We start from the raw sequence: 25,459 nt of genomic DNA on the forward strand, positions 1-25,459 counted from the left end.
CACGTGTGCGTTTTCGCCTCACTGCAACTATGGGAATGGATGGGGATATTGAGGAAAACTTAGTATATGTTTTGGATGTCAATCCTGATAGTTCACCTCAAACCACAGCTCAAGTAACAAGGGCAGAGCGTAATAATATCCAAATTCACTATTTGCCAGCCAGACGAGATCCTGCAGACCATATTGCTTACGGTGCTAACGCATTACTCGGACGTTTACTTCGTGCAGTACGTTGGGATGATGAGCGTACAGCGATTAAGGAATTAACCAAGCAGATAAGCGAGAGCCTAGCAGCTAACCCCTCCATCAATGCTTTCAGTGAAAGTTTGAAATTAACCTGGGCAACACTACACAAAGGCAAATTTTTCTCTGATCCTAAAATTACATTTGTGGCTTCGGAAATTGAAGCATTACTACGACATTTATCGGTCTCATTTACTCCCGGCCATGATGGCTCGCTTGTCGATTTTTCTCGGTTGAGCGATGGTCAAAAATCGATGCTTTACCTTTCTCTTGTTCTGTCATCTCAAGCGATCGGTAGAGCTGTGCTCGCAGAGGAAGATGTTACATTTGATCCCGACAAGTTACGCCCTCCGATTTTTACGCTGGTCGCAGTAGAAGAACCGGAGAATAGCCTTTCCCCCCATTACTTGGGACGTATTGTCAGTGCCTTGAATACCATGGCAAAGAATATTGATGCGCAAGCCTTAATTGCTACTCATGCACCATCAATGTTGCGAAGAGTTGATCCTAAGTTTATACGTTACCTAAGACTTACTGAGGAAAGAAAAACACGAGTTGCGTGTATCAAATTGCCACCTAAAGCAGATGAAGCACATAAATTTGTGAGAGAGGCTGTACAAGCATTCCCTGAGATTTATTTCTCACGCTTGGTTGTTCTTGGCGAAGGAGATAGTGAAGAAATAGTACTGCCGCGTTTGCTCCAGGTTAAAGGTACTCCTGTTGATGAATCAGCTATTACAGTAGCACCATTAGGTGGTAGGCACGTAAATCATTTCTGGCGGTTGCTTTCCGCACTGCAGATTCCTTATCTGACTTTGCTTGATCTGGATGTAGCTCGGTACGGTGCAGGATGGGGGCGAATTAAATACGTTAACGATCAGCTTGCTGCATTTGAGCCGGAGAAAATACTCCCTTCAGAATGGAAAATTTCAAGATGGAATGATGAAGCTACACCAGTAAGAACTCACCATTTTTTTAATAAAGGCACACAAGACATTTTTGAAGAACTTGAAAACAGATCTGTGTTTTTTTCCTTTCCCATGGATTTGGACTTTTCCATGTTGCTAGCTTATCCCGAAGCTTATGGAGTTGAAGAAGATGAGCCGGACGAGTCAACAATAAAAGCAGTCCTAGGCAAAAACTATAACAATGTTTCTCAATATAGTGCAGATGAACAGAGCTTGTTCGCTACTTACCATCAACGTTTTAAATTAGGTAGTAAGCCAGCCGCACACATTGATGCTTTAGCGAAACTAAGCGACAGAGAATTAATTGCGAATATTCCAGAATCGCTGAATAGATTAGTTGATGCCGTTATTGCCAAACTTGGAGAATTACCTGAATGATTCCTATTGAAGCATGGCAACCCGCCGATGGATTAACACTGGAACCGAATGCAAAACGAGCAGCAAAAGCCCGTAACCGTTGTTTAGCTCTTACCGCGGGTCCTGGCGCTGGTAAAACTGAAATGCTAGCACAGCGGGCAGATTTCCTATTACGGACAGGTACATGTCGGTATCCGAAGCGGATTCTCGCTATCTCCTTCAAGGTTGATGCAAGTAGAAATTTAAAAGATCGCGTCGAACGGCGCTGTGGTGCAGATCTTGCCTCCCGTTTCGACAGCTATACTTTCCATGCATTTGCCAAGCGAATAATCGATCGTTTTAGACCAGTCCTTAAAGGAAGAGATGCATTGGATTCCGGCTATACGATCGTTGAAAAGAAAATCGGTACATCTAGCACCCAAATAGAGTTTAGTGATCTTGTTCCATTGGCTATCAAGATATTGCAAAACTCAAGTATTGCCCGTAATGCAATTCGTCAGGCTTACAGCGATATTTTTCTTGATGAGTTTCAGGATTGTACAAATTTGCAGTATGAATTAGTTAAGCTTGCTTTTCTAGGGACTAAAATCCGCCTCACCGCTGTAGGCGATACTAAGCAAAAAATCATGGGTTGGGCGGGAGCGATGGATGGGATTTTTCAAACATTTACTAATGATTTTAATGCAGTACCACTAAACATGTACCGTAATTTCCGATCAAAACCGCAATTACTAAAAGTTCAGAACGAAATAATTCGGGAGCTTGATCCGACCTCTGCCATGCCAGATGAACAACTGAATGGTGACGAAGGTGAGATTCATGCCGAGAGTTTCGAAAGCAGCCAAGAAGAAGCCATTTATTTAGCGAATATTATTAATAACTGGATCAATAAAGAACAATTACCACCAGCCGAGATTGCTGTCTTAGTTTCTAAACAATTAGATCTATATGCTGACCATTTAATGATGGAGCTGGAATTACGTGGTATCCCATATCGAAATGAACAGCAAATGCAGGATATTACTGTCGAGCCCGCTGCACGATTAATCGTAGATTATCTTTCATGCCTCTATGGAAAGCGTGAACCTAAGGCTTGGATCCGTTTGATGAATCAGTTGATTCCTTTTGCCGATGAAGAAGTACAGTCCAGTGCGCGAAAGGACCTTGATCGTTTGTTAAAAAAACAGCGCAAAGAAGCAGCTAGTGCTGAACAGCTTGATTCACCTTTTTCTTGTTGGTGGAAGTTTGTGAAGGCGTTTTTAAAGCATATTGGCTCTGATACGATCGTAGCCTTATCACCTGATTACGAATCCCACAAACGTCTACAGCAAGTTTTTCGTGATACCAAAGCACGGATTGAAGAGTTGCTTAAAATTGAATCAGATTTGCCGCAAGCGCTCGGGCGATTTACGGATGACCAAGCAGTTCGGATTCTGACCATTCACAAAAGCAAAGGACTAGAGTTCGATTCTGTAATTATAATGGCAGTTGAAAACGAGATTTTCTTTGGTGACCAAGATGAGAATCGATGTGCATTTTTCGTTGGTGTTTCACGTGCGAAAAGACGATTGATATTAACGCATGCAGACGAGCGACAACGTCCTGCTAACGCCAAACGTTGGGATGTTCACAGGACCGCTCAATCTGAGTATTTTAGTTATGTTACACCGTTTATAACAACAGCAATAAAGTGAAGAATTCATATGCCACATTGATTAATTTCATAATATTTCTCGTGTTGTTAAACTCGCAGTTGCCATTCGATTTGCTTTCGAGCGGTTGAAATAATTTGATTGAATAACATAACGCTCACCTCAGGTTCTCGATTATTAACAGGAAAGTCAGGAGAACGACTCCCACCAACAAGCAAAACCTTCACAGGTAAATCCACATATTTTAACAGTTCATGTCTATAGGCTATAGCTTGAATATAGTCTCCGTGGTTAAGTGCATGATCTGGGCGCTTGAATTCAATAAGCAAGTATTGACCACTCAAATTTTCATTCAAGAGCAAATCTGGACGATTGTTGGCTTTATCTCCAATATATGATTTGCCTACTAGATCCTCTATTTGACGGCGCAAAGTAACATTCGAGCTAAAAAGAGAATATTCAGCACCAAATATCCAAAGATTCTTCTCTAGAGCTTTATGCATTATTGATTCAGTAGTTGATTTATCGCGTACAATCGAATCTAACTGATCAAGAAAAATTCTACGACCTTCTGCTTGTTGAACAAGAAAGGCCATGTCAGCAAGACCAAAATCGTTTAAACGCTCAGCTATACCCGCAACATCCGAGGGCATAGCTTCTCCAATATGCTCCAACAATATGCGATAGTCAGAACTCTCCATTGATTCAAGCAACACATTTACAACTAACTCAACTTTGCTTTCCGGTTCTCCATAATATTTGTCAAGAATCTTTTTGATTGCCCGATCTGCAAAGGCACGCTTATATTCGGGAAGAGAAGATAATCTGGTAAGTAGTGATCTTTTTAAACGTGCTTGTGCTAATTGTATTTCACGGCGATACTGCTGCTCATAGGCCATTCGCAAAATTGGTTGAACATAGCTTTCGACCGCTTGTAAAAGCTCACTATTTTCAACCGTTGCATCCCACCCTGCAGTGATATGATCACGTAGCCCATCAGCTTCAATTTCACCATAAAGTTTGCGCAGTAGTTTCGATGGGAAATCCTCTGACTGATCCAGACCAAAGAATCTTGGTCGTCCAACAGACTTTCCATCGACACGTAGTGTCACACCCGGCTGACGTAATCCAGCTTTAGCATCACTGATAGTAAAACGCAGTCTAACACTACCAACATTTGCGAGTTCAGTCTCAAATTCTGCGTAATTACCCGATACATCATCAACATCTAGGCATTTTTCATTAACATTGATGGAAAAATCGTCTTGACGTCCGTAATCCTGTAGGAGGATTTGACGTAGTTTATTAGCATCAGGAAAACTTAGGCCCTGATGCAGTTCACTCAGGGTAATCGTTGTTCCATGCTGGTTTACATCACATGAATCACTGTGCAAGTCGATATTTAGCCTCTCAATATCATCTACCTGCGAAAGCTCGTCCAAACGCAATATAAAGCGGCACACACGTCCACGAGCTCGGGTTTCAAGAGTCATGACTGATGCAGCCATCAAACCAGCAAACTTACCTATACCCTTTCGCCCTTTAACCAATCGATTTTTTAAGGCGGTTCGTTCGCCGCGATGTGAACGTCGGTCAGTTGCAATGAATAAATAATGTCGCCTCAATTCCTCTTCAGTCATGCCAGTGCCATTGTCTTTAATGACAATGGGGTCACCACTGAGTGGCTTAGGGAGCAGGATAGTGACACCTTCTGCATCTGCATCCCATGCATTGTCTACAAGCTCCTTCAATGCACGTTCAGAGGACGGATATTCCTGACTTAATAAAGTGGCAATACGAGAATCAACCTGAAATCTCAAATGAGACTTACTCATATCAAAACCTCTCTGACCGATAGTAACTAAAACCTGAATACTACATTTCCTTTACAACTCGCGTTTACTTTGCTTATGACAATTATGAAAACACATTCGACTCACCATAAACCTTTAGAAATTTTTATAAAAATCATAGAATTAAAAGTTAAATCTAAATTTAAGATATGAACTGCGTAATGTGTGAAACATAAGACAGTTTGCACATTAATGCTTATAACATAACCGCGTGCAACATGCCGATAGAAACGAGAGCAGCCATGACGAGACTGGCAAAAGATGAGCAAAAAACTTGGGATATGAGTTGGTTAGTTATTTTCGATAGCCATGAAGTCTTCTATAACAGAACCCGACAGCACAACTTCCTAGGAACCAGCTTTGTAAGTTGGCAAGATCGTGACAGGGATCAAATCTATGCTTTAAATTGTCATCTCTTGGCATTGAAAATAAGTCTATTAGTCCACATAGAAAAGACGGGTATCTGCCCTGATTGAAAATGAGAATAAAATGGCTGAACAATTTGAATTAATTCCTCGGGTTGAAGAAGGGTCGATTATTCCTCAACGCATGAGCGATGGCTACATTAACGCAACAGCCCTATGCCAATCTGTCGGTAAGACGTTCTCAGGCTACAAATCAAGCAAACTAGCCTCTGACTTTATTGCTGAAATGACGAAGCAAACTGGGCTATCTGAAGCACAGTTAATTCACTCTATAGTAGGAGGTAACCCGAAGCTACAGGGCACTTGGGTACACCCCCAGTTAGCTATTAATTTAGCTCAATGGCTTTCACCGAAATTCGCAGTAAAAGTAGCCCAATGGGTTTATGAATGGTCTCAGGGGCAAGTTAAATTTGCCACTCCCTCACACCTTCAACGATACACTCGTAACAGACATAAAATTCCTCACACTCATTTTTCGATGCTAAACGAGATCACCCTGAGTTTGATCGCCCCTCTCGAAATTGCGGGCTACACTCTTCCAGATAACATGATTCCCGATATATCAGAGGGGAGAATGTTCTGCGCTTGGCTAAGAAAGCACCGAGGTATCGAGCCAAATACCTTTGATACCTACAAACACGAGTACATGGATGGACGCGTAGTAGATGCGAAACTCTATCCAGTAGAACTCTATGGTGATTTCCGTCGACATTTTCACGAAGTATGGCTACCACAAAAGCCCCTGAATACTTTAAGCAGAGAGATTCTTCGGCTTTAGAATATCTTGAAGTCCTACTGCTCCCTGCCCCTCATTGACAAGGTGGTCGATAAAGAGCCCAAAATTATAGCTATCATGGATCAAATATGGTGGTCATTTTGGTGGTCTTGACAGAAATGGAATTCAGGTTTAGCTTACTAATTAGCCAGTTACTGGCAAAGGCGATCCCAGTCAGAGGAGCCATTTACTTGTTTTCATGCATCCTTGCGAATCCCTATTTGTACATTGATTCAACAAGTTAGCATGAAAAACCTTCCTGATGCGTTTCTAGTTTTCCCTCCGCATCGGGAAAAAATGGTGGTCAGATTTGGGGTCAGGTTGGTTCGATAATGGAGTGACCCCCAAATGCCTCTTACCACGCGAAAATCCGTAGTCTCAAGCCTTCTGATAAACCCTTTAAAATCTCCGATTCCCACGGCCTGTGTCTTTTGGTCAAACCGGGCGGCTCCCGCCACTGCTATCTCAAGTACCGTATTAACGGTAAAGAATCCCGCATTGCACTGCGTGCCTATCCTGCCATCTCCCTGTCTGACGCCCCGTCAACAACGAGAAGGTATCCGCAAGATGCTGGCGCTGAACAGCAACCCGACGGCAAACCTTGACGGCATGACGACACCGCCCGTCAGCAGCGGCCACTCCCCAGCGTTAAAGGCAATCCCCCGCATGTGTGCCGCAAAGTTGAACCCAACCTTGCCCATGTACCCGACGTCCTTTCACCTGCGGATGCGCCATAAAACGACGCGCGCAGTCGGCAATGGAATTCACCGCCCATTTTTGCTCCCCGGCCTCATCAATGAATGTCGCCTGCGCTCCGTCGGCATTAATGTGCAACCGTACCTGGCATCCTTTGCTAAATACCAACAGGGTTGACGCTCATAGACATAACACTCTTCTTCTGCGAACTGGCGTAAGACGCCAGAAATCGCCGGCAGCCATTGTTCCTCTGGTAACGCCTGGTGTAAAAATTCACTGATTTTCATCCCTTACCTCTCTGTGTTATTCCCGGATCAATCAATTGCGCTTGTCATCAGTTCTCTTGCCGAATGCAGCCGAATATAAGCAACCCACGCCGCCAGCAACGTGAATACCCCGGCAAACAGGAAGCAGGCCGCATAGCCAAAATGTTGGGCAACAACGCCGCCGACAACACCTGCCAGAATGGCGATTGCCGCGTCAGTACACTGAAAGAGGGTGAAGTCGACACCGGCCTGCAAAGGCGATGAAAGCGACATCAGCGTGGCATAAAGACAGACCAGCGCGCAGGCCAGCGAAATGGACTGGACAATGACCAGACACTGGAGAATCGGCAGCAGCAGATGACCCGGCGCCATCATCAGCGTTACCACTACCGCCAGCAGCGCGATCCCCTGGGCGCCATAAGCCGTCAACAGCGCTCTGCCGGGTGAGGTGTATTTCATCAGCAATCCGCCGGCCAGCGTTCCTGTTATGCCCGCCGCAATATTGCCGCCGCTGAACAGCGCGCCCAGCGCTGACATGCTTAACCCATGATCCAACAACAGCGGCGCCAGAAGAGGCAGCACAAACCGCATGCCTGAATTCAGCATCAATACCAGCAGTAAGCCCAGGCGCGCCTGTTTCCTCCTTAGCGCATAACCTAACGCCGGAATATGCGGGATAGTCGCTGTTCGCGTCGGCTCCGTAATGCGCCACAGCGGGAATGACAGCGCCATAATCAGCATCGCCATCATCAGCATGGCGACAGGCCAGCCGGATGCTGCCGACAGCATCAGGAACACCCCGCCGCCGCACATCATTCCCAGATAGCTGCCGCCGACCTGCACGCTGTTTCCCCAGCCGTAGCCCGCACGGGTCAGTTGATCGACGCAAAAGCTGTCGCTGGCGATATCAATGGTGGAGGCGACCGTGCCCGCCACCATGAACAGAACAAATAACGCGACGATTTGCGTATCGGGAAATCCCCCTTCTCGCCCGAACCAGCCAATCGCGGCGACAATCGTCAGGATCGCCGCTAACGCGACCTGACCACGCAGGATTAACATGCGGGAACGGCGCTCCGGGCTACCGGGCGGAAGCCGCCAGCGCTCGATCCACGGCGCCCAAATAAACTTCAGCGCCCAGGGCAGCATGAACAGAGTTGTCGCACCGGCAAGCGCCAGCGATCCGCCAGCAGCGCGCACCAGCGCGGGTAAGGACTGCATAGACAACGCCGATACCAGGCTCTGCGTCACATAGACGCCGGCAATGGCAAAAATCACCCGCCCGGTCGTCAACGTCAGCGGTTTCACATTCGACTGAACATCACTCATGTACCCACTCCTCAGACGCAGAAACCCCTTCGTCGCGCCACGCGCGCGCGGCCATTTGCGCCTGCCACAGCGCCTGATAACGTCCATAACGGGAGAGCAATTGCGCATGAGTGCCCTGCTCAATCACCTGTCCATCCTCCATCACCAGGATGTTTCCGGCCCCGGCGATGGTGGATAAACGGTGGGCGATGATAATCACCGTCCGATTGTGAACCAGATTATCGATCGCTTTTTGCACCGCCAGCTCGCTTTCAATATCCAGCGCGGCGGTCGGTTCATCGAGAATGACGACCGGCGCGTTTTTCAATAACGCTCTGGCAATAGAAATCCGCTGACGCTCGCCGCCCGATAGCTGGCCGCCCATCTCCCCCATTGGCGTCAGCCAGCCTTGCGGAAGACGGGAAATAAACTCAAGGCACTGCGCCGCTCGGGCGGCCTCTTCCACCTCCTGCCGCGTCGCCTGTGGGCGCGCGATACGAATATTCGCCAGCAGCGTGTCATCAAACAGCCAGACATCCTGGAAAACAACAGAAATCAGGCTATTGAGCTGTTCCGGCGTCAGGCGGCGAATATCGACGTCGCCAATAGAAATCTGCCCTTGCTGCGGATCGGCATAGCGCATTAACAGTTTGGTGACCGTGGTTTTACCTGCGCCGGAGGCGCCCACCAGCGCGCTCATACTGGCTGCCGGGAACGTCAAAGAAACATTATTAAGCACGTAGCCATCGCCTTCTTCGTAGCGATAGCTGACGTTGTTAAAGCGGATATCGTAACGTTCCGGCATCTCGCTTTTCTCTGCGACGGGAAGCGGAGCTACCGCCATAAACTGCTCAATACGTTGCAGGGCGCCGGCGATCAGCTCCACAACCGAGGTGTAGCTGATAAACATCGCCATCGGTTCTGCGAAGCGCATAATCATCGCGACGGCGGCAATCAGAAAGGCGAGGTTCAGGGTGCCCGTCGCCACCCAGACGATTCCGGATAACACCACCACCTGCAGGCCCAACTCCACGACGCTGGCGATCAGCATCGTCGCGCCGGCGCCCTGACGGTGAGTGCGGGTCTGTAAGTTTTCCAGCGCATTGAAATGCGCCAGCAGCGCCCGGCTTTTATCGGCATCGCTGCCGCAGGTACGCAATACCATCATCCCCTGAGCAAATTCAACGATATCGCCGCTCAGCCGCTGGTGCGCTTCCCCCAGCGTCTGCATTTGTCGCCGCATCGCCGGGCGGCGCCAGTAATAAAACGGCACCAGCAGAGGGAAGATCAGCAACATCACCAGCCCCAGCCGCCAGTCTATCCACAATGTCGCCAGCGACGCCGTCAGCGGTGTGACAATGGTGAGCAGCAAAATATTGGCTATCGCAATAACATAATTGAGGTTTTCATCCACGCTGCCCAGCAGCAAGGCGTTCATTTCACCCGCTCTGCCGCGCTGGAGCTTCTCCAGCGGCACGCGGCGTAACTGCTCGCCAAGTCGCAGGCGCAGCTCATGGGTGGCCTGCGCCAGATGACCACGGTATTCAAAGCCTAGGCCATACCAGCGTAGCGCCAGCGTCACAATCGCGGCAACGCTGAAGGCCACCGCCCAGTTGAGAAGTTGCGGCGCATCTCCCCGTAACAGCGCATCAATGATCGGATAAAGACAGGCAAAGGCGATCCCCTGCATGAATGCCGCCAGCAACAGCGCCAGCATACTGCGCCGCAGCATCCTGGCCTGACTGCCAACGCTGGAGATAAGCTGGCGCCAGATGACGCGCCAGGCCAGGTTATCCGCAGGATTATTGTCTTTCATTTTCCGCCACCTCTTCCTGTTCTCCCCCCGGCACCCAATGCTGCGCCTGCTGATAGTGTTGCCAGAGCCGTTGATACAGGCCGCCCTGCGCCAACAGTTGCGTATGGTTCCCCATTTCCCTGAGCCGCCCGTCGGAAAACAGCAATATCACATCGGCCTGAGTCACCATTGAGAGACGATGCGCGATCATGATGACCGTCCGGCCGCGCATGGCCGCCGCGAGCGCTTTAATAAGCGCAGCTTCGTTTTCCGGGTCAGCAAACGCCGTCGCCTCATCGAGCACCAGAATGGGGCGATCCTGCAAAAGCGCCCGGGCGATGGTGATGCGCTGCCGCTGACCGCCGGAGAGAAATACCCCGAGTTCCCCGACTCGCGTGTTGTAACCTTCTGGCAACGCGCTAATAAAATCATGGGACTGCGCCACCCTGGCCGCCGCTATTACCGCCTCCAGCGGCGTATCCGGCGCGCCCAGACGGATGTTATTGGCTATGGTGTCGGCAAAAAGGAAGTTGTCCTGAAACACAAACGAGAGTTGCTTCATCAGAGTGTCCGTCTGCATATCGCGCAGATCCACGCCGCCAATACGGATATGGCCTTTGTCCGGATCGGCGTAACGCAGCAGCAAGCGCGCCACGGTGCTTTTTCCGGCGCCGCTTGGCCCGACCAGCGCCACAATTTGCCCGGCAGGCACATGAAAGCTCACCTCCTGCAACGCGGCGCCAGTACGCGCTTGCGGATAATGAAAACTCACCTGCTCAAAGGTAATGCTCGCCTCTTTCGGCTGCTGGTCAGATAGCGGCAGCGATAACTCCGGCATCGCGAGAACCTGATAAATACGCTGAATGCTTAAACGCGTTTGCGCGACCAAGTTATTGAGCATCATCATTGGCATCACGGCTTCGGCCATCCCGCTGCCCAGCAGTAAAACGGCCACCCACGCGATAAAATCGAGACTGCCGTAGTGCAGCAGGCCGTACCCCGACCAGATCAGAACAAATAGGGTCGGGAGAGGATTCAGAATCGAGAATGAAAAACGCGCTGAAAAACCGGCTTTGCGATACCAGGTTTTGAGCACATCGCCCCACTCTTCAAGGGCGCGTTGATAGCGCAAAAAACTGGTGCTGCCGCTATCAAACGTTCTCACCACGGGCATGGCCTGCACGAACTCAATAACCGCCGCGCTAACTTGCTCGCGCGCCTTATGATAACGCTGAGCCATATCTTCCGAACGCTGGCGGGCGAGCACGAGAACAACCGAGCCAAACGCCAGTACCCCCAGCGTCGCGATGGCCAGCCGCCAGTCCAGCCAGAACAAGATAGCGAGGGTCGCCAGCGGCATGATGATCGCGCGGGCATAGAGCGGCGTGCTGTCGGCCACAAAAATATGCAGTGACTTCACGTCATCCAGCATCACTTTCGCCACTGACCCGCTGCCCATTTGCTGTAACGCGTCAGGCGGAAGCTGCAATGCTTTACGGGCTAATCCGCTGCGCAGAATGTTCTCCAGATGAAAAGCCGCATAATGAGAGGTGTTGAACGCCTGCAGGCGCAGGACAAAAGTTAAGACCACGCAGCCGATCACGCCGCCCAGCGGCCAGGCAGGAATAGCGTCAGGCGTCGCCCGAATGTCGCGCAGGCTCCACGCCAGAAAAAGGAGCGCCCCCAGGCTGGTTAATGCCGCCAGTCCCGCCAGCGCCATAGCTAAAATAACCTTCCGGCGAACCGGTGTAATCACCTGCCAGAGAGGAAATCGGGACGGCGATTCAGTATTGGATAATTGGGATGACATGGGATTGACTGAATTTCCTGATGAATTTTTACGGACGCCAAAAACGACAATTCAGGGTGGCGTTCCGAGAATTAATGTGAATAATAACCATTATCAAGAACTCATCTACCCCATTCGGTTCTATTTATACCCTAAATAGTTCGAGTTGCAGGAAGGCGGCAAGCGAGGGAAGCCCCAGAAGCTTACAGAAGTAAGTGACTGGGGTGAGTGAGCGTAGCCAACGCACATGCAACTTGAAATATGACGGGTATATGCCCGCATTGGTCTAAGCCACAGGGAGATAACCAGGTCATGACGGAGTCACCACAAACGCAATCTGAAATCTCTATTCACCAGTTGGTGGTCGGGAAACCCGCAAACGATGGCAATATTCCTGCCCAGTGTGAACTGCTGCGCTGTTCGTTGCAGGAAGGTATGGATATTTTGCTCTGGAGGGGCCATTTTTCGCGGCCTGAGACATTGCAGCTACACGACGATCTGGGCAGGATTAACTTCTCGTGCATCCTGGAAGGCACATCGCGCTTTGCGATCCGGGGACTCAGGCGCCACACCGACTGGGAGCTTGCGTGCAATCGCCATTACATTACCCATACGCCAGACTGCCGCGGTAGCGCCTCCTATTGTGGCCGATTCGAGAGCATTACCCTCTCCTTCAGCCCTGAAACCCTCGCGCTGTGGGTGCCGGATATTAGCGCGGTCATTAAGAATAAGATCGATTCCCACTGCTGTTGCCAGCAGCAGCGTTGTAATGCTGAAACCCACTTAACGGCTCAGGCCTTGCGTCACGCGCTGATGCGCATGCACGGCGGCTTCAGTCATGAACAAAAGCCGTCGACGCTATGGTTGCAGGGGCAAAGTCTGGTCATGCTCAGTCTGGTGCTGGATGAACATCGCGAAGACGCCAGTTGCCCCTCCTGCCACTTCAACCCCATGGAACGTCAGAAACTGCTGCGGGCGAAGGATCTGCTGCTGGCCGATCTGACGCAAGCGCCGGGCGTCGCGGAGCTGGCCAGAGAGTCCGGCCTGAGCGTACTCAAAATTAAGCGGGGTTTCCGCGTTCTGTTCAACAACAGCGTCTATGGCCTGTTTCAGGCTGAGCGAATGCAGGAAGCCAGAAGACGCCTGGCCAACGGCAATACCTCCGTCATGACGGTGGCAGCCGATCTGGGCTATGCCAACGCCAGCCATTTCTCTGCCGCTTTCCAGAAACAGTTTGGCGTAACCCCTTCGACATTTAAACGCGAAATGTAACCGGAACCGGGGTCGCGCCTCCCTAAATTCCTCCCTGACAGCGGCCCGGATACCCCATCCCGGCCTCTGTTTTTTCCGCGCGTGGAAAATTCCTGACCAAATCGAGTTCCTGGACCACTGGCCGCTCACCGCCGTCGGCAAGATAAACAAAAAACGCCTGACGACACTCGCCGTCGACCGTCATCCCGATACCGTTTAATAAACGCGAATCGACCCGAAACAGGTTGAAATAAACCCGTTTCGGGTAGCGTTAGCATTCGAAATGCTTATCATTTTCAATTCATCATTGTCGGTATTTTTGACTTTTCGCCGTTTTAAAGGAACGCACAACAATGAAAATGATACGGCTTTATCCTCTGGCCTTGGGGGGATTATTGCTTCCCGCCATTGCTAATGCCCAGACTTCACAGCAAGACGAAAGCACGCTGGTGGTTACCGCCAGTAAACAATCTTCCCGCTCGGCATCAGCCAACAATGTCTCCTCTACCGCTGTCCGCGCGCCGGCGTTAAGCGATGCCGGCGTCACCGCCAGCGGCAAACTCCCCAGAGTCTTGCCCGGAATCAATATTGAAAACAGCGGCAACATGCTTTTTTCGACGATCTCGCTACGCGGCGTCTCTTCGGCGCAGGATTTCTATAACCCCGCCGTCACCCTGTATGTCGATGGCGTCCCTCAGCTTTCCACCAACACCATCCAGGCGCTTACCGATGTGCAAAGCGTGGAGTTGCTGCGTGGCCCACAGGGAACGTTATATGGCAAAAGCGCTCAGGGCGGGATCATCAACATCGTCACGCAGCAGCCGGACAGCACGCCGCGCGGCTATATTGAAGGCGGCGTCAGCAGCCGCGACAGTTATCGAAGTAAGTTCAACCTGAGCGGCCCCATTCAGGATGGCCTGCTGTACGGCAGCGTCACCCTGTTACGCCAGGTTGACGACGGCGAGATGATTAACCCCGCGACGGGAAGCGATGACTTAGGCGGCACCCGCGCCAGCATAGGGAATGTGAAACTGCGTCTGGCGCCGGACGACCAGCCATGGGAAATGGGCTTTTCCGCCTCACGCGAGTGTACCCGCGCCACTCAGGACACCTATGTGGCATGGAATGATATTAAGGGCCGTAAGCTGTCGATTAGCGATGGTTCACCAGACCCGTACATGCGGCGCTGCACTGACAGCCAGACCCTGAGTGGGAAATACACCACCGATGACTGGGTTTTCAACCTGATCAGCGCCTGGCAGCAGCAGCATTATTCGCGCACATTCCCTTCCGGCTCGTTGATTGCCAGTATGCCAGAGCGCTGGAATCAGGATGTGCAAGAGTTACGCGCCGCAACCCTGGGCGATGCGCGTACCGTTGATATGGTGTTTGGACTGTACCGGCAGAACACCCGCGAGACGTTAAATTCAGCCTACGATATGCCGACAGGGCCCTATTTAAGAAATTCCAGCTATACCAGCGCTGAAACATTAGCCGCATACAGTGACCTGACCTGGCATTTGACCGACCGTTTTGACGTCGGCGGCGGCGTTCGCTTCTCACACGATAAGGCCAGTACGCAATACCACGGCAGCGTGCTCGGTAACTTATTTGGCGACAGCGGTAAAAGCAATGACGATCAGGTGCTTGGGCAGCTATCCGCAGGCTATATGCTGACCGATGACTGGAGAGTGTATACCCGTGTAGCCCAGGGATATAAACCGTCAGGATACAACATCGTGCCTACCGCGGGTCTGGATGCCAAACCGTTTGTCGCAGAGAAATCCATCAACTATGAACTTGGCACCCGCTACGAAACCGCCGATGTCACGCTGCAAGCCGCGACGTTTTATACCCACACCAAAGATATGCAGCTCTACTCCGGGCCTCTCGGAATGCAAACATTAAACAATGCGGGTAAAGCCAACGCCACCGGGGTAGAACTTGAAGCGAAATGGCAGTTTGCGCCAGGGTGGACATGGCATATCAATGGCAATATGATCCGCTCCGAATTCACCAATGACAGTGAGTTGTATCACGGCAACCGGGTGCCGTTCATACCCCGTTATGGAGCGGGAAGTAGTGTGAACGGCGTGATTGATACGCGCTATGGCGCACTGATGCCCCGACTGGCGGTTAATCTGGTCGGGCCGCATTATTTCGATGGCGACAACCAGTTGCGGCAAGGCACCTATGCCACCCTGGACAGCAGCCTGGGCTGGCAGGCGACTGAACGGATGAACATTTCCGTCTATATCGATAACCTGTTCGACCGTCGTTACCGTACCTATGGCTACATGAACGGCAGCAGCGCCGTCGCGCAGGTCAATATGGGGCGCACCGTCGGTATCAATACGCGAATTGATTTCTTTTGATTATTTTAAAAGGGATAGCGAAAGGTATCCCTTTTACGCCATCGGTTAAAACGGTACAACAGCAACTGTCCAATACAACGTTGCCTCGATTATATCGGCGGCAAAGAGTCCCGCCTCGGTTTAGGCGCTTATCCCAATGTTGCGCCGGCGCAGAATATTCCCCCCGCGCAACAGCGCGCGGGCGGCCTATATCCGCAAAGCGAAACCCGGAAAGCTCAAAATAGGTGTGAAACTAAAACCGGTATGCTTACAAAACCAGCTCCGCTGGGCGTGGAATAGCATCGATTGCACCGCAACGCGTACAGGTTAACGCACCAACTTTATTGGCCCAGGCGAAGGCATCTCCCGCGCCCTTCTCGTGGAGATAATGGCAGCCCTTGGTCAATCCAGTTTGGCCGGTTATCAGCACAAGCTCTTCTTCACTCATTTTTATCACATCGGCCATCTCGAGGAACGGCCCACAGCAGCGAATAAATTCTACCTCGTTGCCCCCCACAGACCGCTACGGAAATTCGGGTCAAAGGAAAGCATCCGACCTTCCGCCTTCGCGGCTTTCGCCACTGCGGCGTATGTATGATGCAGCTCGCCATCCAGTAAAGCCGTAGCAGCGCCAAGATGAACAATGCCGCAGTCTTTCAGAAAATCCGCAGGCAGACTTTACCGTGATAAATGACCATCAGCTCCCCGGCAGAAAACAAAGTCACGTTCACCGCCATACTGAATGCCCACAAACGCCAGCGTCGTCGGTGCGTGGGTATCACGTATAATCAAGGAGGTATCCAGCGATTCCTGGGCCAGAGTCTCGATCAGAAAATCACCAAAAGAATCATTCCCTACCTGCGCCGCCAGCTTTGCGCTGCCGCCAAAACGGGAAATTGCCACCGCGACATCCGCCGGAGCGCCACCAGCTTTCTTAAGGAAGTTTTCCCCCTGAACAAGCCCCTAAACGCTGCGATAGGTCGATCCCGACCGGCTCACGTCTCTTAATATCGCGTCGGCGGCAAAGCCTTCCGCCAACGCGCGAGAACGGCGATGATATGGGGGACGGCTACGCCTTCCAGCCGCCGCCAAGCACCTTATAGAGAGTAACATGCTGCGTAATCTCGCTAAGGCGGGTCGATATCTCCGTTTTTTTGGCCTGGAATAGCGAGCGCTGGGCCACAAGCACGTTGAGGTAGCCGTCCACGCCTTCCCGGTAGCGGTTATTGGCAAGATCGTAGTATCGCTGGTTTGCCGCGGTGTCCTGCTGCCGGGCGGCCAGTTCGTGCTGATACGTCGATTGCCCGGCTAAAGCATCGGAAACTTCCTGAAATGCCTGCTGAATGGCTTTTTCATAGTTTGCTATTTCAATGCGCTTCGATACCTGCGCCACGTCCAGATTCGCCTGATTCTTGCCGCCATCGAAAATAGGCACGCTAACGCTCGGAACAAACGACCAGGCGGCCGTTCCCCCCTCAAGCAAATGCCCAAGGCTCTCTGAAGCCGATCCCCCGGAAGCCGTCAGACTGATGGTAGGGAAAAAGGCGGCCCTTGCCGCGCCAATATTGGCATTCGCTGCCTTTAGCGTATGTTCGGCGGCGATAATATCAGGCCGTTTCGTCAACACTTCCGATGATATGCCGCCGGGGAGCGCGGGAAAGCGCCACGCTTTGTTTAGCGTTGCGTTTTCTACAAGGTTCGCCGGCAGCTCGGTGCCCAGCAACAACCGGAGCGCGTTTGCATCCTGCTGCACCTGGCGGGTGTATTGATACACTTCGGCTTCTGCGCTTCTTAATCCCGTTTCCGCCTGGGCGAGATCCTGTTCGTTGCTGATATCCATCTCATAGCGCTGTTTCGTCAGGTCATATGTTTCACGCTGACTTTTTGCCGTGTCGTTTGCCAACTGCAGTAAGTCCTTGTCGGCGCACAGGGTCAAATAGCTGGATACCACCTCGGAGATCAGGCTGATCTGCGTCGCTTGCGCGGTAGCTTCCGTGGAGAGATAATTTTCAAGCGCCTGAGCCTTCAGACTCCGGAGCCTGCCGAAAAAGTCGAGCTCCCAGGAGGTTACGCCGAGATTGGCTTCATACTGCTGATAAGTTACCGGCCCCGAGGACTGGGTTGAATACAGATTGCCGGGCAGATGCGCCGAAGTCTGGCTACCGCTGGCCTCTATCGTCGGCAGCAAAGCGGCTCTCTCGATCCTGTACTGCGCCCGCGCGGATTCGATATTCAAGACGGCGACCTTAAGGTCGCGATTGTTTTTTAGCGACAGCGCCACAAGCTGCTTCAACGTTGCATCAGCAAAAAAGGTTTGCCACGCAATATCCGCCGCTTCAGCGCCTTTACCCCGCTGCGCATCATGATTCCATGCGCCGGAAACAGGCATTGCAGGACGTTCATAACGCGGCTGTAGGTTGCACGCTGTCAAATTGAACAGCACGGGTATTAAAATAAAAAGACGTTTACGCATTTCCCATCCTTTTCGGCGCGGTTTACTGCGGCCCGGAGTCGATTACTCTCAGTCTGATAAATCATATTTCATCACTGATAAGCTGTTTTATACGGCGGTAAAATCCTATTTCCCCACGGAGACATATACCCTAACTAATTCAAGCTGCGGGACAAAAGCGCCAACGCGCATGCAGCTTGAAATATGACGGGTAGAAATGGAGGGCGAGCAAAGCGCATCGTCAGGATAAGGTTGCATTTTCACTCCCCCTTCATCGATAGCGCTATTTAATATCCCGCCAGTGAGTCACTTTCTGCTCCCATATGTAGCGATAGTTATTGATTAAATCACGCGCGGTAAGCTGTTTCCGGCACGTCAGAAAATTAAAATCGCCGGATTTAACATCAAGCAACCCCTCGGCTATACTGGCTTCATTCGTCACCATATCGTTACCACACCATGGTACGGGGGAGTGAGAAAAATCCTGATCGGTATCGCGCGGTATATTCATTGAATCCAGATAAGTAAAAAACTCCTCGCTGTTGACCGGACAATATTCGATATCAATACCCGAGGCATTGCTTACAAGATCGCAGAGTTCGCGTTGAGAGATAGATTGGGAGCCGGTAATATCATATGCCTTCCTGCTTACTCCGGCCCCTAATAATAATGCGGCGCCTGCAAGCGCGCTGTCATCCTTGGCGATAAAGGTCGCTTTCCCCTCGCCGGCGGTCGTATACCACTTATTACCGGACATGAGCGATAGCATTACGGACGTTGTCAGGTAGTTCTCAAGGTAAAGATTATTACGCATAACGTTAAAATCTATTGCGCAATCGCGCAGGTAAAGCTCCGTCGCCGTATGATCCGGCGTCACATATACATGTGCGTAGGCCGGGTTTGTGGCGCCCAGAAAAGAGGTGTATGTAATGTGTTCCACCCCGGCTTTTATTGCGGCATCAATGACATCTTTATGCTGTCGGACCCGTTTTTCTCCGATTAAAACCCCCGAAACCATAAAAAGGCGTTCTCCGCCCGTAAAGGATTTCACCATCTCGACAGGATCGTCATAATTAGCTCGTCTGAGCTCTATGCCTGACGATTCCCAACCGTTACGGACTTCGCTGGCTATTTTTTCGGGCGCCGGGCATGTAAAGATCAACTCTTCCGGGTCCACATTGGCGATCATATTGTTTGCGACCCGCCCGCCCAACTTTCCGTCCACTCCGGTGATAATATATTTCATCTGCGCGCCTCATAATTCAGGTTGAAAAATATGGATTTATGGCTAAAAATCCCCTATTCCATCAATCATTGACATGACCATTGCAATATTACATAAGCCTACCGGCAGTCTGCTTAAGCAATGAATCGGAACACGGCACAAAATAGCTGCACTGGATAAAGTTCGACTGCAAAGACTGTTTATTTCTGTCAGCAAAATAGTAACGTTCGATATCCTGTCCTTTTCGTCTTGTAATATCTAAACCGGGTAAATGGTAGCGATTTACATCCATGATAAATTGCTGAAAACCCTCTTTCGTCCCCGTATAGTTAAACTGGGCATAGCTTCCCTCGGGAATAACAACCGAGCGCAATCTATGCCGCTCTATATATTTACGGACATAGTCCGATGCCGTAATATATTCCACTATTAATCCGGGAGCCTTCGGCCCCGCCGGCACGAAACTACGGATGCCGTAGGCGTAAGAAGGCAGTACCGGATAGTCCCTGAAATGCCTTCTGAAAAAATTCATTCTGACTTCCATATCAAACTGGTTGATATTTTCAAAAACGCACGAAAAATTATGCGGCACGCCGGTAAAAATTTGCTGGGGCAGTGAAATAATATCCGGCGTTGAAACCGGATAAGTTGTTCTCTGGAACGGCGGATAGAGCTGCGAACAGTCCCATTCGCTCTTTTTCCGGTATCTCGCCGGCGTTTGATGAAAATACTCTTTAAAAGAGCGGGTAAACGCCTGTTGCGAGGTGAAACCATACTTCAATGCAATATCCAGGATTTGCGTTCTGGTTATCTGCAATTCCACCGCCGCCGCGGATAATTTCCGTAACCGAATATACCTGTTCAGCGTCACGCCCGTAAGCTCATGGTATAAACGCTGCAGATGCCATTTGGAATATCCTGATTTAGCGGCAACCGTATCCAGGGAGAGTTTTGTCGCAAGCCGAGATTCTATCCATTCGACAAGGTCATAAATAATGTCACGTTGCATTACATACCCCCTGCTTTCCGGCGGCAATATCAAAAATAAGATTTAATGCGGATAAATTATTACGGAACAGCAAACCATCTGACGGCATTAAAATAATGGCTTTTAGGGCGCCGATAAAAACATGAAAAATTAATGCGCTAAGTATCTCAACAGGAATATCCGCTCTTATCTTGCCCTGTATTTTCGCATCTAACAAAATGGAGCCTATCAGCGACATCAGCTTTTCCGCGCTCTTTTTTCCCGAAATATCTTCATCACTCATTGCGTCAGGATATTCATGACGGAAAACAATCATCTCAATAACATTCCGCAGACGCCTGTTTCCCTTTAAGTCCATAAGACCTCTGATTAAACAGTGACGCAATGACGCGACAGGTTCGGTACAGCGCTTTATTGCTTCAATTTCCGCGAAAAGAAAAAGCGGAGTACGTTCAATAACCTGTTTAAGAAGATCATTTTTTTCACGGAAGTGCCAATATATGGCTCCCCTCGTACATCCGGCTTTTGCGGCTATCATCTGTAAAGTGGTACGAGAAACGCCGGTATCGCGAAAACATTGTTCCGCCGCGTCTAATATATGTTCCCGTGTTTCTTCAGCATCTTGCCTGGTTCGTCTTACCATTCGCAGCCTCCCAGGTAAAATCCATGTTTGTGATAAATAGGTTCTAAACTGCATTGGCGCTGTGGGGCGGCGCTATATGGAACGCCGCCCCCTTTTTTACATCACTCTTTTTTCCCCTCAGCGGTCGCTAATTTATTTTTGGATGACCTTTTGCTGAAAAAGCCCGCGACAACAACATAAAACAGAGGAATATAGAAAATGGCCAGTACGGTGGCGGTTATCATGCCGCCCACGACCCCGGTCCCGATGGCGTGTTTGCTTCCCGAACTTGCGCCTGAAGCAATGGCCAGGGGGATGACGCCGACAATAAACGCCAGAGAGGTCATGATGATGGGTCTTAACCGTACGCGCGCCGCCTCAATTGCCGCCTCCGAGATCGACATGCCCTGCTTTTCGTGAAGTTCGCGCGCGAACTCGACGATTAATATGGCGTTCTTTGCCGACAGCCCTATTGTCGTCAATAGCCCGACCTGGAAAAAGACGTCGTTGCCCAGCCCGCGTAAAAGCGTTGCGCCCACCGCGCCGAGAACCCCCAGCGGGATCACCAGTAGTACGGAGAAAGGGATACTCCAGCTTTCATAGAGACCCGCCAGGCAGAGGAAGACGATCACAAGCGACAGCGCGTAAAGGGCCGGCGCCTGCGAGCCGGAAAGCCGCTCTTCAAAGGAAAGCCCCGTCCAGGCGACATTGAAGCCCTGCGGCAATTTCGCCGCGATCTCCTCCACCGCCTTCATCGCATCGCCGGAGCTGTAGCCCGGCGCCGGTTCGCCGAGAAGTTCTACCGCCGGCAGGCCGTTATAGCGCTCCAGCTTCGGAGAACCATAGATCCATTTTCCGCTGGCGAATGACGAGAATGACACCATCTTTCCGTCGCTATTGCGCACATACCACTTATCGAAATCCTCCGGCGAAATACGTGAGCCGGCATCTCCTTGAATATAAACTTTTTTAACCCGTCCGCGGTCGTTGAAGTCATTGACATACGACGAACCCCAGGCAGCGGACATGGTGCTATTGACATCGGACAGACTCAGTTTCAGGGCCTGAACTTTCTCGTCATCGATCAGAATCTGATACTGCGGCTCATCGTTCATGCCGTTGGGACGCACCATCTGCAGGGCGGGATTTTTCGCGGCCATTCCCAGAAACATATTGCGCGCCTGCATTAATTTTTCATGCCCGCCCCCGGTCGTATCCTGAATAAACAGATTAAAGCCAGTGGCGTTCCCTAGCTCCATCACCGCCGGCGGCGCGAAGGCAATCACGGTTCCTTCTTTTATCGTGCTGAAATACCCCATCGATCTGCCGGCCAGTTCAAATACGGAGCCTTTCCTTTCATTCCACGGCTTAAGTCCGACGAATACCATGGCCGAACCCTGACCGCGCCCGGCGAAGTTGAATCCGTTGACGAGCATCGTGGTGGCGACCATATCTTTTTCCTGCTCCAGGAAATATTGCGAAATCTTGGTCAAGACTTTCTGCGTCTGCTCCGCGCTGCTGTTCGGCGGCATCTGCACCTGCACGAAGAGATTTCCCTGATCTTCATCAGGCAGGAATGAGGTCGGTATCTGGGGGAATAGCGCGGCAAGCAGGGCGACGATCGCCAGAAAGAAAAGCATCGCTCTTTTTCTGGCGCCCAACGTACGCTTCACGCCATTGTGATAAAGCGCGGTGCCGCTTTCAAATTTACGGTTGAACCAGGCGAAAAAACCTTTTTTGCCGTCCGCTCCGTGGTGAGACGGCCTCAGAATAGTCGCGCACAGTGACGGGGTAAAAACCAGGGCGACAATGACCGACAGCGCCATCGCAGAAACAATGGTGATGGAAAACTGGCGGTAAATCACCCCGGTGGATCCGCCGAAAAACGCCATTGGAAGGAACACGGCCGACAGCACCAGACCAATCCCCACCAGGGCGCCGGAGATCTGTTCCATCGACTTACGGGTAGCCTCAAGCGGAGAGAGCTTTTCTTCTTCCATCAGACGTTCGACGTTCTCGACCACCACTATCGCATCGTCGACAAGAAGACCTATCGCCAGAACCAGGCCAAACATCGTCAGTATATTGATGGTAAAACCGAACGCGGCCATCACGCCGAAGGTGCCCAGCAAAACGACCGGAATGGCCAGCGTGGGGATAAGCGTCGCCCTCCAGTTTTGCAAAAATACCAGCATCACCACAAAAACCAGGACGATGGCTTCAATCAGCGTATGCACCACCCCCTCAATCGAGGCGCTTATAACCGGTGATGTATCATAGGGATAGATAATCTCAACCCCGTCAGGCAAACCGGGTTTAAGCTCGTCCAGTTTCGCCTTAACCGCTTCGATGGTATCCAGGGCATTAGCGCCTGTCGCCAGACGTAACGCGATCGCCGTACTGGGAAGGTTTTTTCCGTATTTAGACTGTATTGAGAAACTTTCAGACCCCAGGCTCACCCTTGCCACATCTTTGAGTAAAACGCGGGACCCGTCCGGCTGAACCTTAAGGAGTATATTTTCAAACTGCTCAGGCTTTGTGAACCGCGTTTTGCCGATTACCGTCGCGCTAAGCTCAATATTATCCTTGGTGGGCAGGCCGCCCAGCTGGCCGGCGGACACCTGAACGTTTTGCGCCTGAATGGCCGAGCTGACATCCAGCGGGGTGAGTTTGTACCCATTCAGCTTGTTAGGGTCCATCCAGATGCGCATCGCATACTGTGCCCCCATCATGGTGAAGTCGCCGACGCCAGTGATACGGGTTAGCGGATCCTGTATGTTGGAAACCAGATAATCGCCAAGGTCGAAGCTACTCATACGGCCGTCGGTGGAGACCAGCCCGGCAAGCAGCAAAAAGTTTATCTGATATTTCGCTACTCGGATCCCCTGGTTCTGAACCTCATCCGGTATCAGCGGGGTAGCCAGAGACAACTTATTCTGCACCTGAACCTGGGCGATATCAGGGTCCGTGCCTTGATCAAAGGTGACGGTGATGGTGAATGAACCATCAGAATTACTCTCTGACTTCAGGTAGCGCAGGTTATCAAGGCCGTTCAACTGCTGCTCGATAACCTGCACGACGGTATCCTGTACCGTATCGGCCGAGGCGCCGGGATAGGAGCCCGACACGGCAATAGCGGGAGCGGCGATATTCGGGTACTGGTTAATGGGAAGATTCATGATGGAGAGCGCGCCAGCCAGCATGATAATGATGGCCACAACCCATGCGAGTACGGGGCGGTCAATAAAAAAACGAGACATGACGACTCCTTACCGGGACTGAGAAGATTCTGAAGATGAGGACGTCGCCGTTTGCGCAATTTTCACCTCGCTGCCGGGCTGGGCTTTTTGCGTTCCATCAACAATCAAGCGATCCCCGCTTTGCAGGCCGTCGCGTATTAACCATTGATTACCCACCACCCGATCGGTCACCACCGATTTGCGTATCACCTTGTTATCTTTATCGACGACAAGGGCTGACGCCTGTCCGATAGGATCGCGGGTAATGCCTCGTTGCGGGACAAGCAGGGCATTCTCGCGCACGCCTTCCTGTAATTTGGCGCGCACGAACATGCCCGGCAGTAAACGGCCGTCCGGATTGGGGAACTCGGCGCGGATAATTACAGAATCGGTGCTTTCATCTACCGTAACCTCCGAAAGTTTGATGCGTCCCGGATAGGGATACTCCGCGCCGTTGTCCAGCATGAGTTTGACTTCGGCCTGTTGTTCGCCATTCTGTTTCAGGCGGCCCGCGGCGAATTCATCCTGCAATTTCAGCAGCGCCGTCGAAGACTGCGGGATATCCACATAAATGGGGTCGAGCTGTTGAATGGTTGCCAGCGCATCCGTCTGATTGGCGGTAAGAAGCGCGCCCTGAGTCACGGAAGAGCGGCCAATACGGCCGGAAATGGGAGCGGTGATGCTGGTATAGCCCAAATCGATTCGCGCCGAATCCACGTCAGCCTGCGCCTGCAGCCAGGAAGAGCGTGCGTCATCGCGGTCCTGTTGGCTTATGGCCCTTGTTTTCAATAATCTTTCATAACGCTGGGCTAAAAGTTTCGACGATTCCAGGCTCGCTTGCGCTTTTGCCAGCGTCGCCCGGTAAGGCGCCGGGTCTATCTGATATAATACCTGTCCGGCTTCAACTAGCGTTCCTTCATCAAATAAGCGTTTTTGGAGTATGCCGCCGACCTGAGGGCGTATTTCCGCGGTTCTGAATGAGGCGGTACGTCCGGGGAGTTCGGTTGTCAGCGCGACGTTTGATTCGGTTAACGTCACGACCCCGACTTCAGGAATCGAATTTTGAACCGGGCGTTGCGGCTGGTCGCATCCGGTAAGCGCAAGCGTCAACAAGATTGACAGCGCGGGGTATGCGGGACGAAAAAGCACAAACATTGTGAGCGTTCTCTCTTAGATTGAATGTTCATTCTAGTATATTCAT

At 51.1% G+C, this 25,459-nt stretch carries 16 protein-coding genes and 4 pseudogenes; 7 read left to right on the forward strand and 13 right to left on the reverse strand.

From position 1 onward, the window contains the following. Together VSX58_RS04755 and VSX58_RS04760 are read left to right on the forward strand one after the other, a co-directional pair. A partial coding sequence (locus tag VSX58_RS04755) for an ATP-dependent nuclease (protein ID WP_327617079.1) occupies positions 1-1,589 on the forward strand: 1,589 nt, incomplete at its 5' end. After that, entirely contained in the window at positions 1,586-3,262 is a 1,677-nt protein-coding gene (locus VSX58_RS04760) for an ATP-dependent helicase (protein ID WP_327617080.1), read from the forward strand. The genes VSX58_RS04755 and VSX58_RS04760, both read left to right, overlap by 4 nt. Positions 3,263-3,309: 47 nt before the next feature. On the opposite strand, the gene VSX58_RS04765 is transcribed toward VSX58_RS04760, so the two are convergent. After that, positions 3,310-5,055 (reverse strand): ATP-binding protein, encoded by a 1,746-nt coding sequence (locus VSX58_RS04765; protein ID WP_327617081.1) that lies wholly within the window; start codon positions 5,053-5,055, stop codon positions 3,310-3,312. A gap of 507 nt (positions 5,056-5,562) precedes the next feature. Between VSX58_RS04765 and VSX58_RS04770 the strand changes: the two genes are divergently transcribed. Together VSX58_RS04770 and VSX58_RS04775 are read left to right on the forward strand one after the other, a co-directional pair. Next, positions 5,563-6,276, forward strand: coding sequence for a KilA-N domain-containing protein (locus VSX58_RS04770; protein ID WP_327617082.1), 714 nt, complete (start codon positions 5,563-5,565; stop codon positions 6,274-6,276). A gap of 365 nt (positions 6,277-6,641) precedes the next feature. Further along, a pseudogene (locus tag VSX58_RS04775) lies at positions 6,642-6,864 on the forward strand (Arm DNA-binding domain-containing protein); the annotation flags it as partial. Positions 6,865-6,896: 32 nt separating this feature from the next. On the opposite strand, the pseudogene VSX58_RS04780 reads toward VSX58_RS04775, so the two are convergent. The 4 genes and pseudogenes from VSX58_RS04780 to ybtP all read right to left on the reverse strand — a co-directional run. Continuing rightward, positions 6,897-7,256: pseudogene (locus VSX58_RS04780) on the reverse strand (salicylate synthase); the annotation flags it as partial. A 27-nt stretch (positions 7,257-7,283) separates the two neighbouring features. Next, positions 7,284-8,564 (reverse strand): yersiniabactin-associated zinc MFS transporter YbtX, encoded by a 1,281-nt coding sequence (gene ybtX, locus VSX58_RS04785; RefSeq protein ID WP_327617083.1) that lies wholly within the window; start codon positions 8,562-8,564, stop codon positions 7,284-7,286. Beyond that, positions 8,557-10,359, reverse strand: coding sequence for a yersiniabactin ABC transporter ATP-binding/permease protein YbtQ (gene ybtQ / locus VSX58_RS04790; protein WP_327617084.1), 1,803 nt, complete (start codon positions 10,357-10,359; stop codon positions 8,557-8,559). Before ybtQ ends, ybtX begins: the two co-directional genes overlap by 8 nt. Continuing rightward, entirely contained in the window at positions 10,346-12,058 is a 1,713-nt protein-coding gene (gene ybtP, locus VSX58_RS04795) for a yersiniabactin ABC transporter ATP-binding/permease protein YbtP (RefSeq protein ID WP_327617529.1), read from the reverse strand. Before ybtP ends, ybtQ begins: the two co-directional genes overlap by 14 nt. Before the next feature lie 381 nt (positions 12,059-12,439). Between ybtP and ybtA the strand changes: the two genes are divergently transcribed. From ybtA to fyuA, 3 genes and pseudogenes are all read left to right on the forward strand, one after another. Beyond that, a complete protein-coding gene (gene ybtA / locus VSX58_RS04800; protein WP_327617085.1) occupies positions 12,440-13,399 on the forward strand; it encodes a yersiniabactin transcriptional regulator YbtA in 960 nt (319 codons plus the stop codon). Between the two features lie 79 nt (positions 13,400-13,478). Then, a pseudogene (locus VSX58_RS04805) lies at positions 13,479-13,598 on the forward strand (hypothetical protein); the annotation flags it as partial. Positions 13,599-13,731: 133 nt separating this feature from the next. After that, entirely contained in the window at positions 13,732-15,753 is a 2,022-nt protein-coding gene (gene fyuA / locus VSX58_RS04810) for a siderophore yersiniabactin receptor FyuA (protein ID WP_327617086.1), read from the forward strand. A 247-nt stretch (positions 15,754-16,000) separates the two neighbouring features. Here the strand turns inward: fyuA and VSX58_RS04815 are convergent, their stop codons facing one another. The 8 genes and pseudogenes from VSX58_RS04815 to VSX58_RS04850 form a co-directional block, all read right to left on the reverse strand. After that, positions 16,001-16,180 carry a hypothetical protein gene (locus VSX58_RS04815; protein ID WP_327617087.1) on the reverse strand — a complete coding sequence of 60 codons (180 nt, stop codon included), beginning with the start codon at positions 16,178-16,180 and terminating at the stop codon, positions 16,001-16,003. Positions 16,181-16,410: 230 nt separating this feature from the next. Next, positions 16,411-16,677: pseudogene (locus VSX58_RS04820) on the reverse strand (PfkB family carbohydrate kinase); the annotation flags it as partial. 124 nt (positions 16,678-16,801) lie between these two features. Beyond that, positions 16,802-18,205 (reverse strand): efflux transporter outer membrane subunit, encoded by a 1,404-nt coding sequence (locus VSX58_RS04825; protein ID WP_327617088.1) that lies wholly within the window; start codon positions 18,203-18,205, stop codon positions 16,802-16,804. 262 nt (positions 18,206-18,467) lie between these two features. Next, positions 18,468-19,430, reverse strand: coding sequence for an NmrA family NAD(P)-binding protein (locus VSX58_RS04830; protein WP_327617089.1), 963 nt, complete (start codon positions 19,428-19,430; stop codon positions 18,468-18,470). Positions 19,431-19,518: 88 nt separating this feature from the next. Continuing rightward, positions 19,519-20,418 (reverse strand): helix-turn-helix domain-containing protein, encoded by a 900-nt coding sequence (locus tag VSX58_RS04835; RefSeq protein WP_327617090.1) that lies wholly within the window; start codon positions 20,416-20,418, stop codon positions 19,519-19,521. After that, positions 20,408-21,040, reverse strand: a complete 633-nt coding sequence (locus VSX58_RS04840; RefSeq protein ID WP_327617091.1) for a TetR family transcriptional regulator — start codon at positions 21,038-21,040, stop codon at positions 20,408-20,410. The genes VSX58_RS04835 and VSX58_RS04840 overlap by 11 nt, the downstream gene beginning before the upstream one ends. Positions 21,041-21,141: 101 nt before the next feature. After that, positions 21,142-24,279 carry an efflux RND transporter permease subunit gene (locus VSX58_RS04845; RefSeq protein WP_327617092.1) on the reverse strand — a complete coding sequence of 1,046 codons (3,138 nt, stop codon included), beginning with the start codon at positions 24,277-24,279 and terminating at the stop codon, positions 21,142-21,144. Positions 24,280-24,288: 9 nt separating this feature from the next. Beyond that, positions 24,289-25,413: an efflux RND transporter periplasmic adaptor subunit gene (locus VSX58_RS04850; protein WP_407654851.1), complete on the reverse strand. Its 1,125-nt coding sequence runs from the start codon at positions 25,411-25,413 to the stop codon at positions 24,289-24,291. Positions 25,414-25,459 lie beyond the last annotated feature (46 nt).

This window comes from Brenneria populi (assembly GCF_036016195.1).
Lineage (GTDB): Bacteria > Pseudomonadota > Gammaproteobacteria > Enterobacterales > Enterobacteriaceae > Brenneria > Brenneria populi.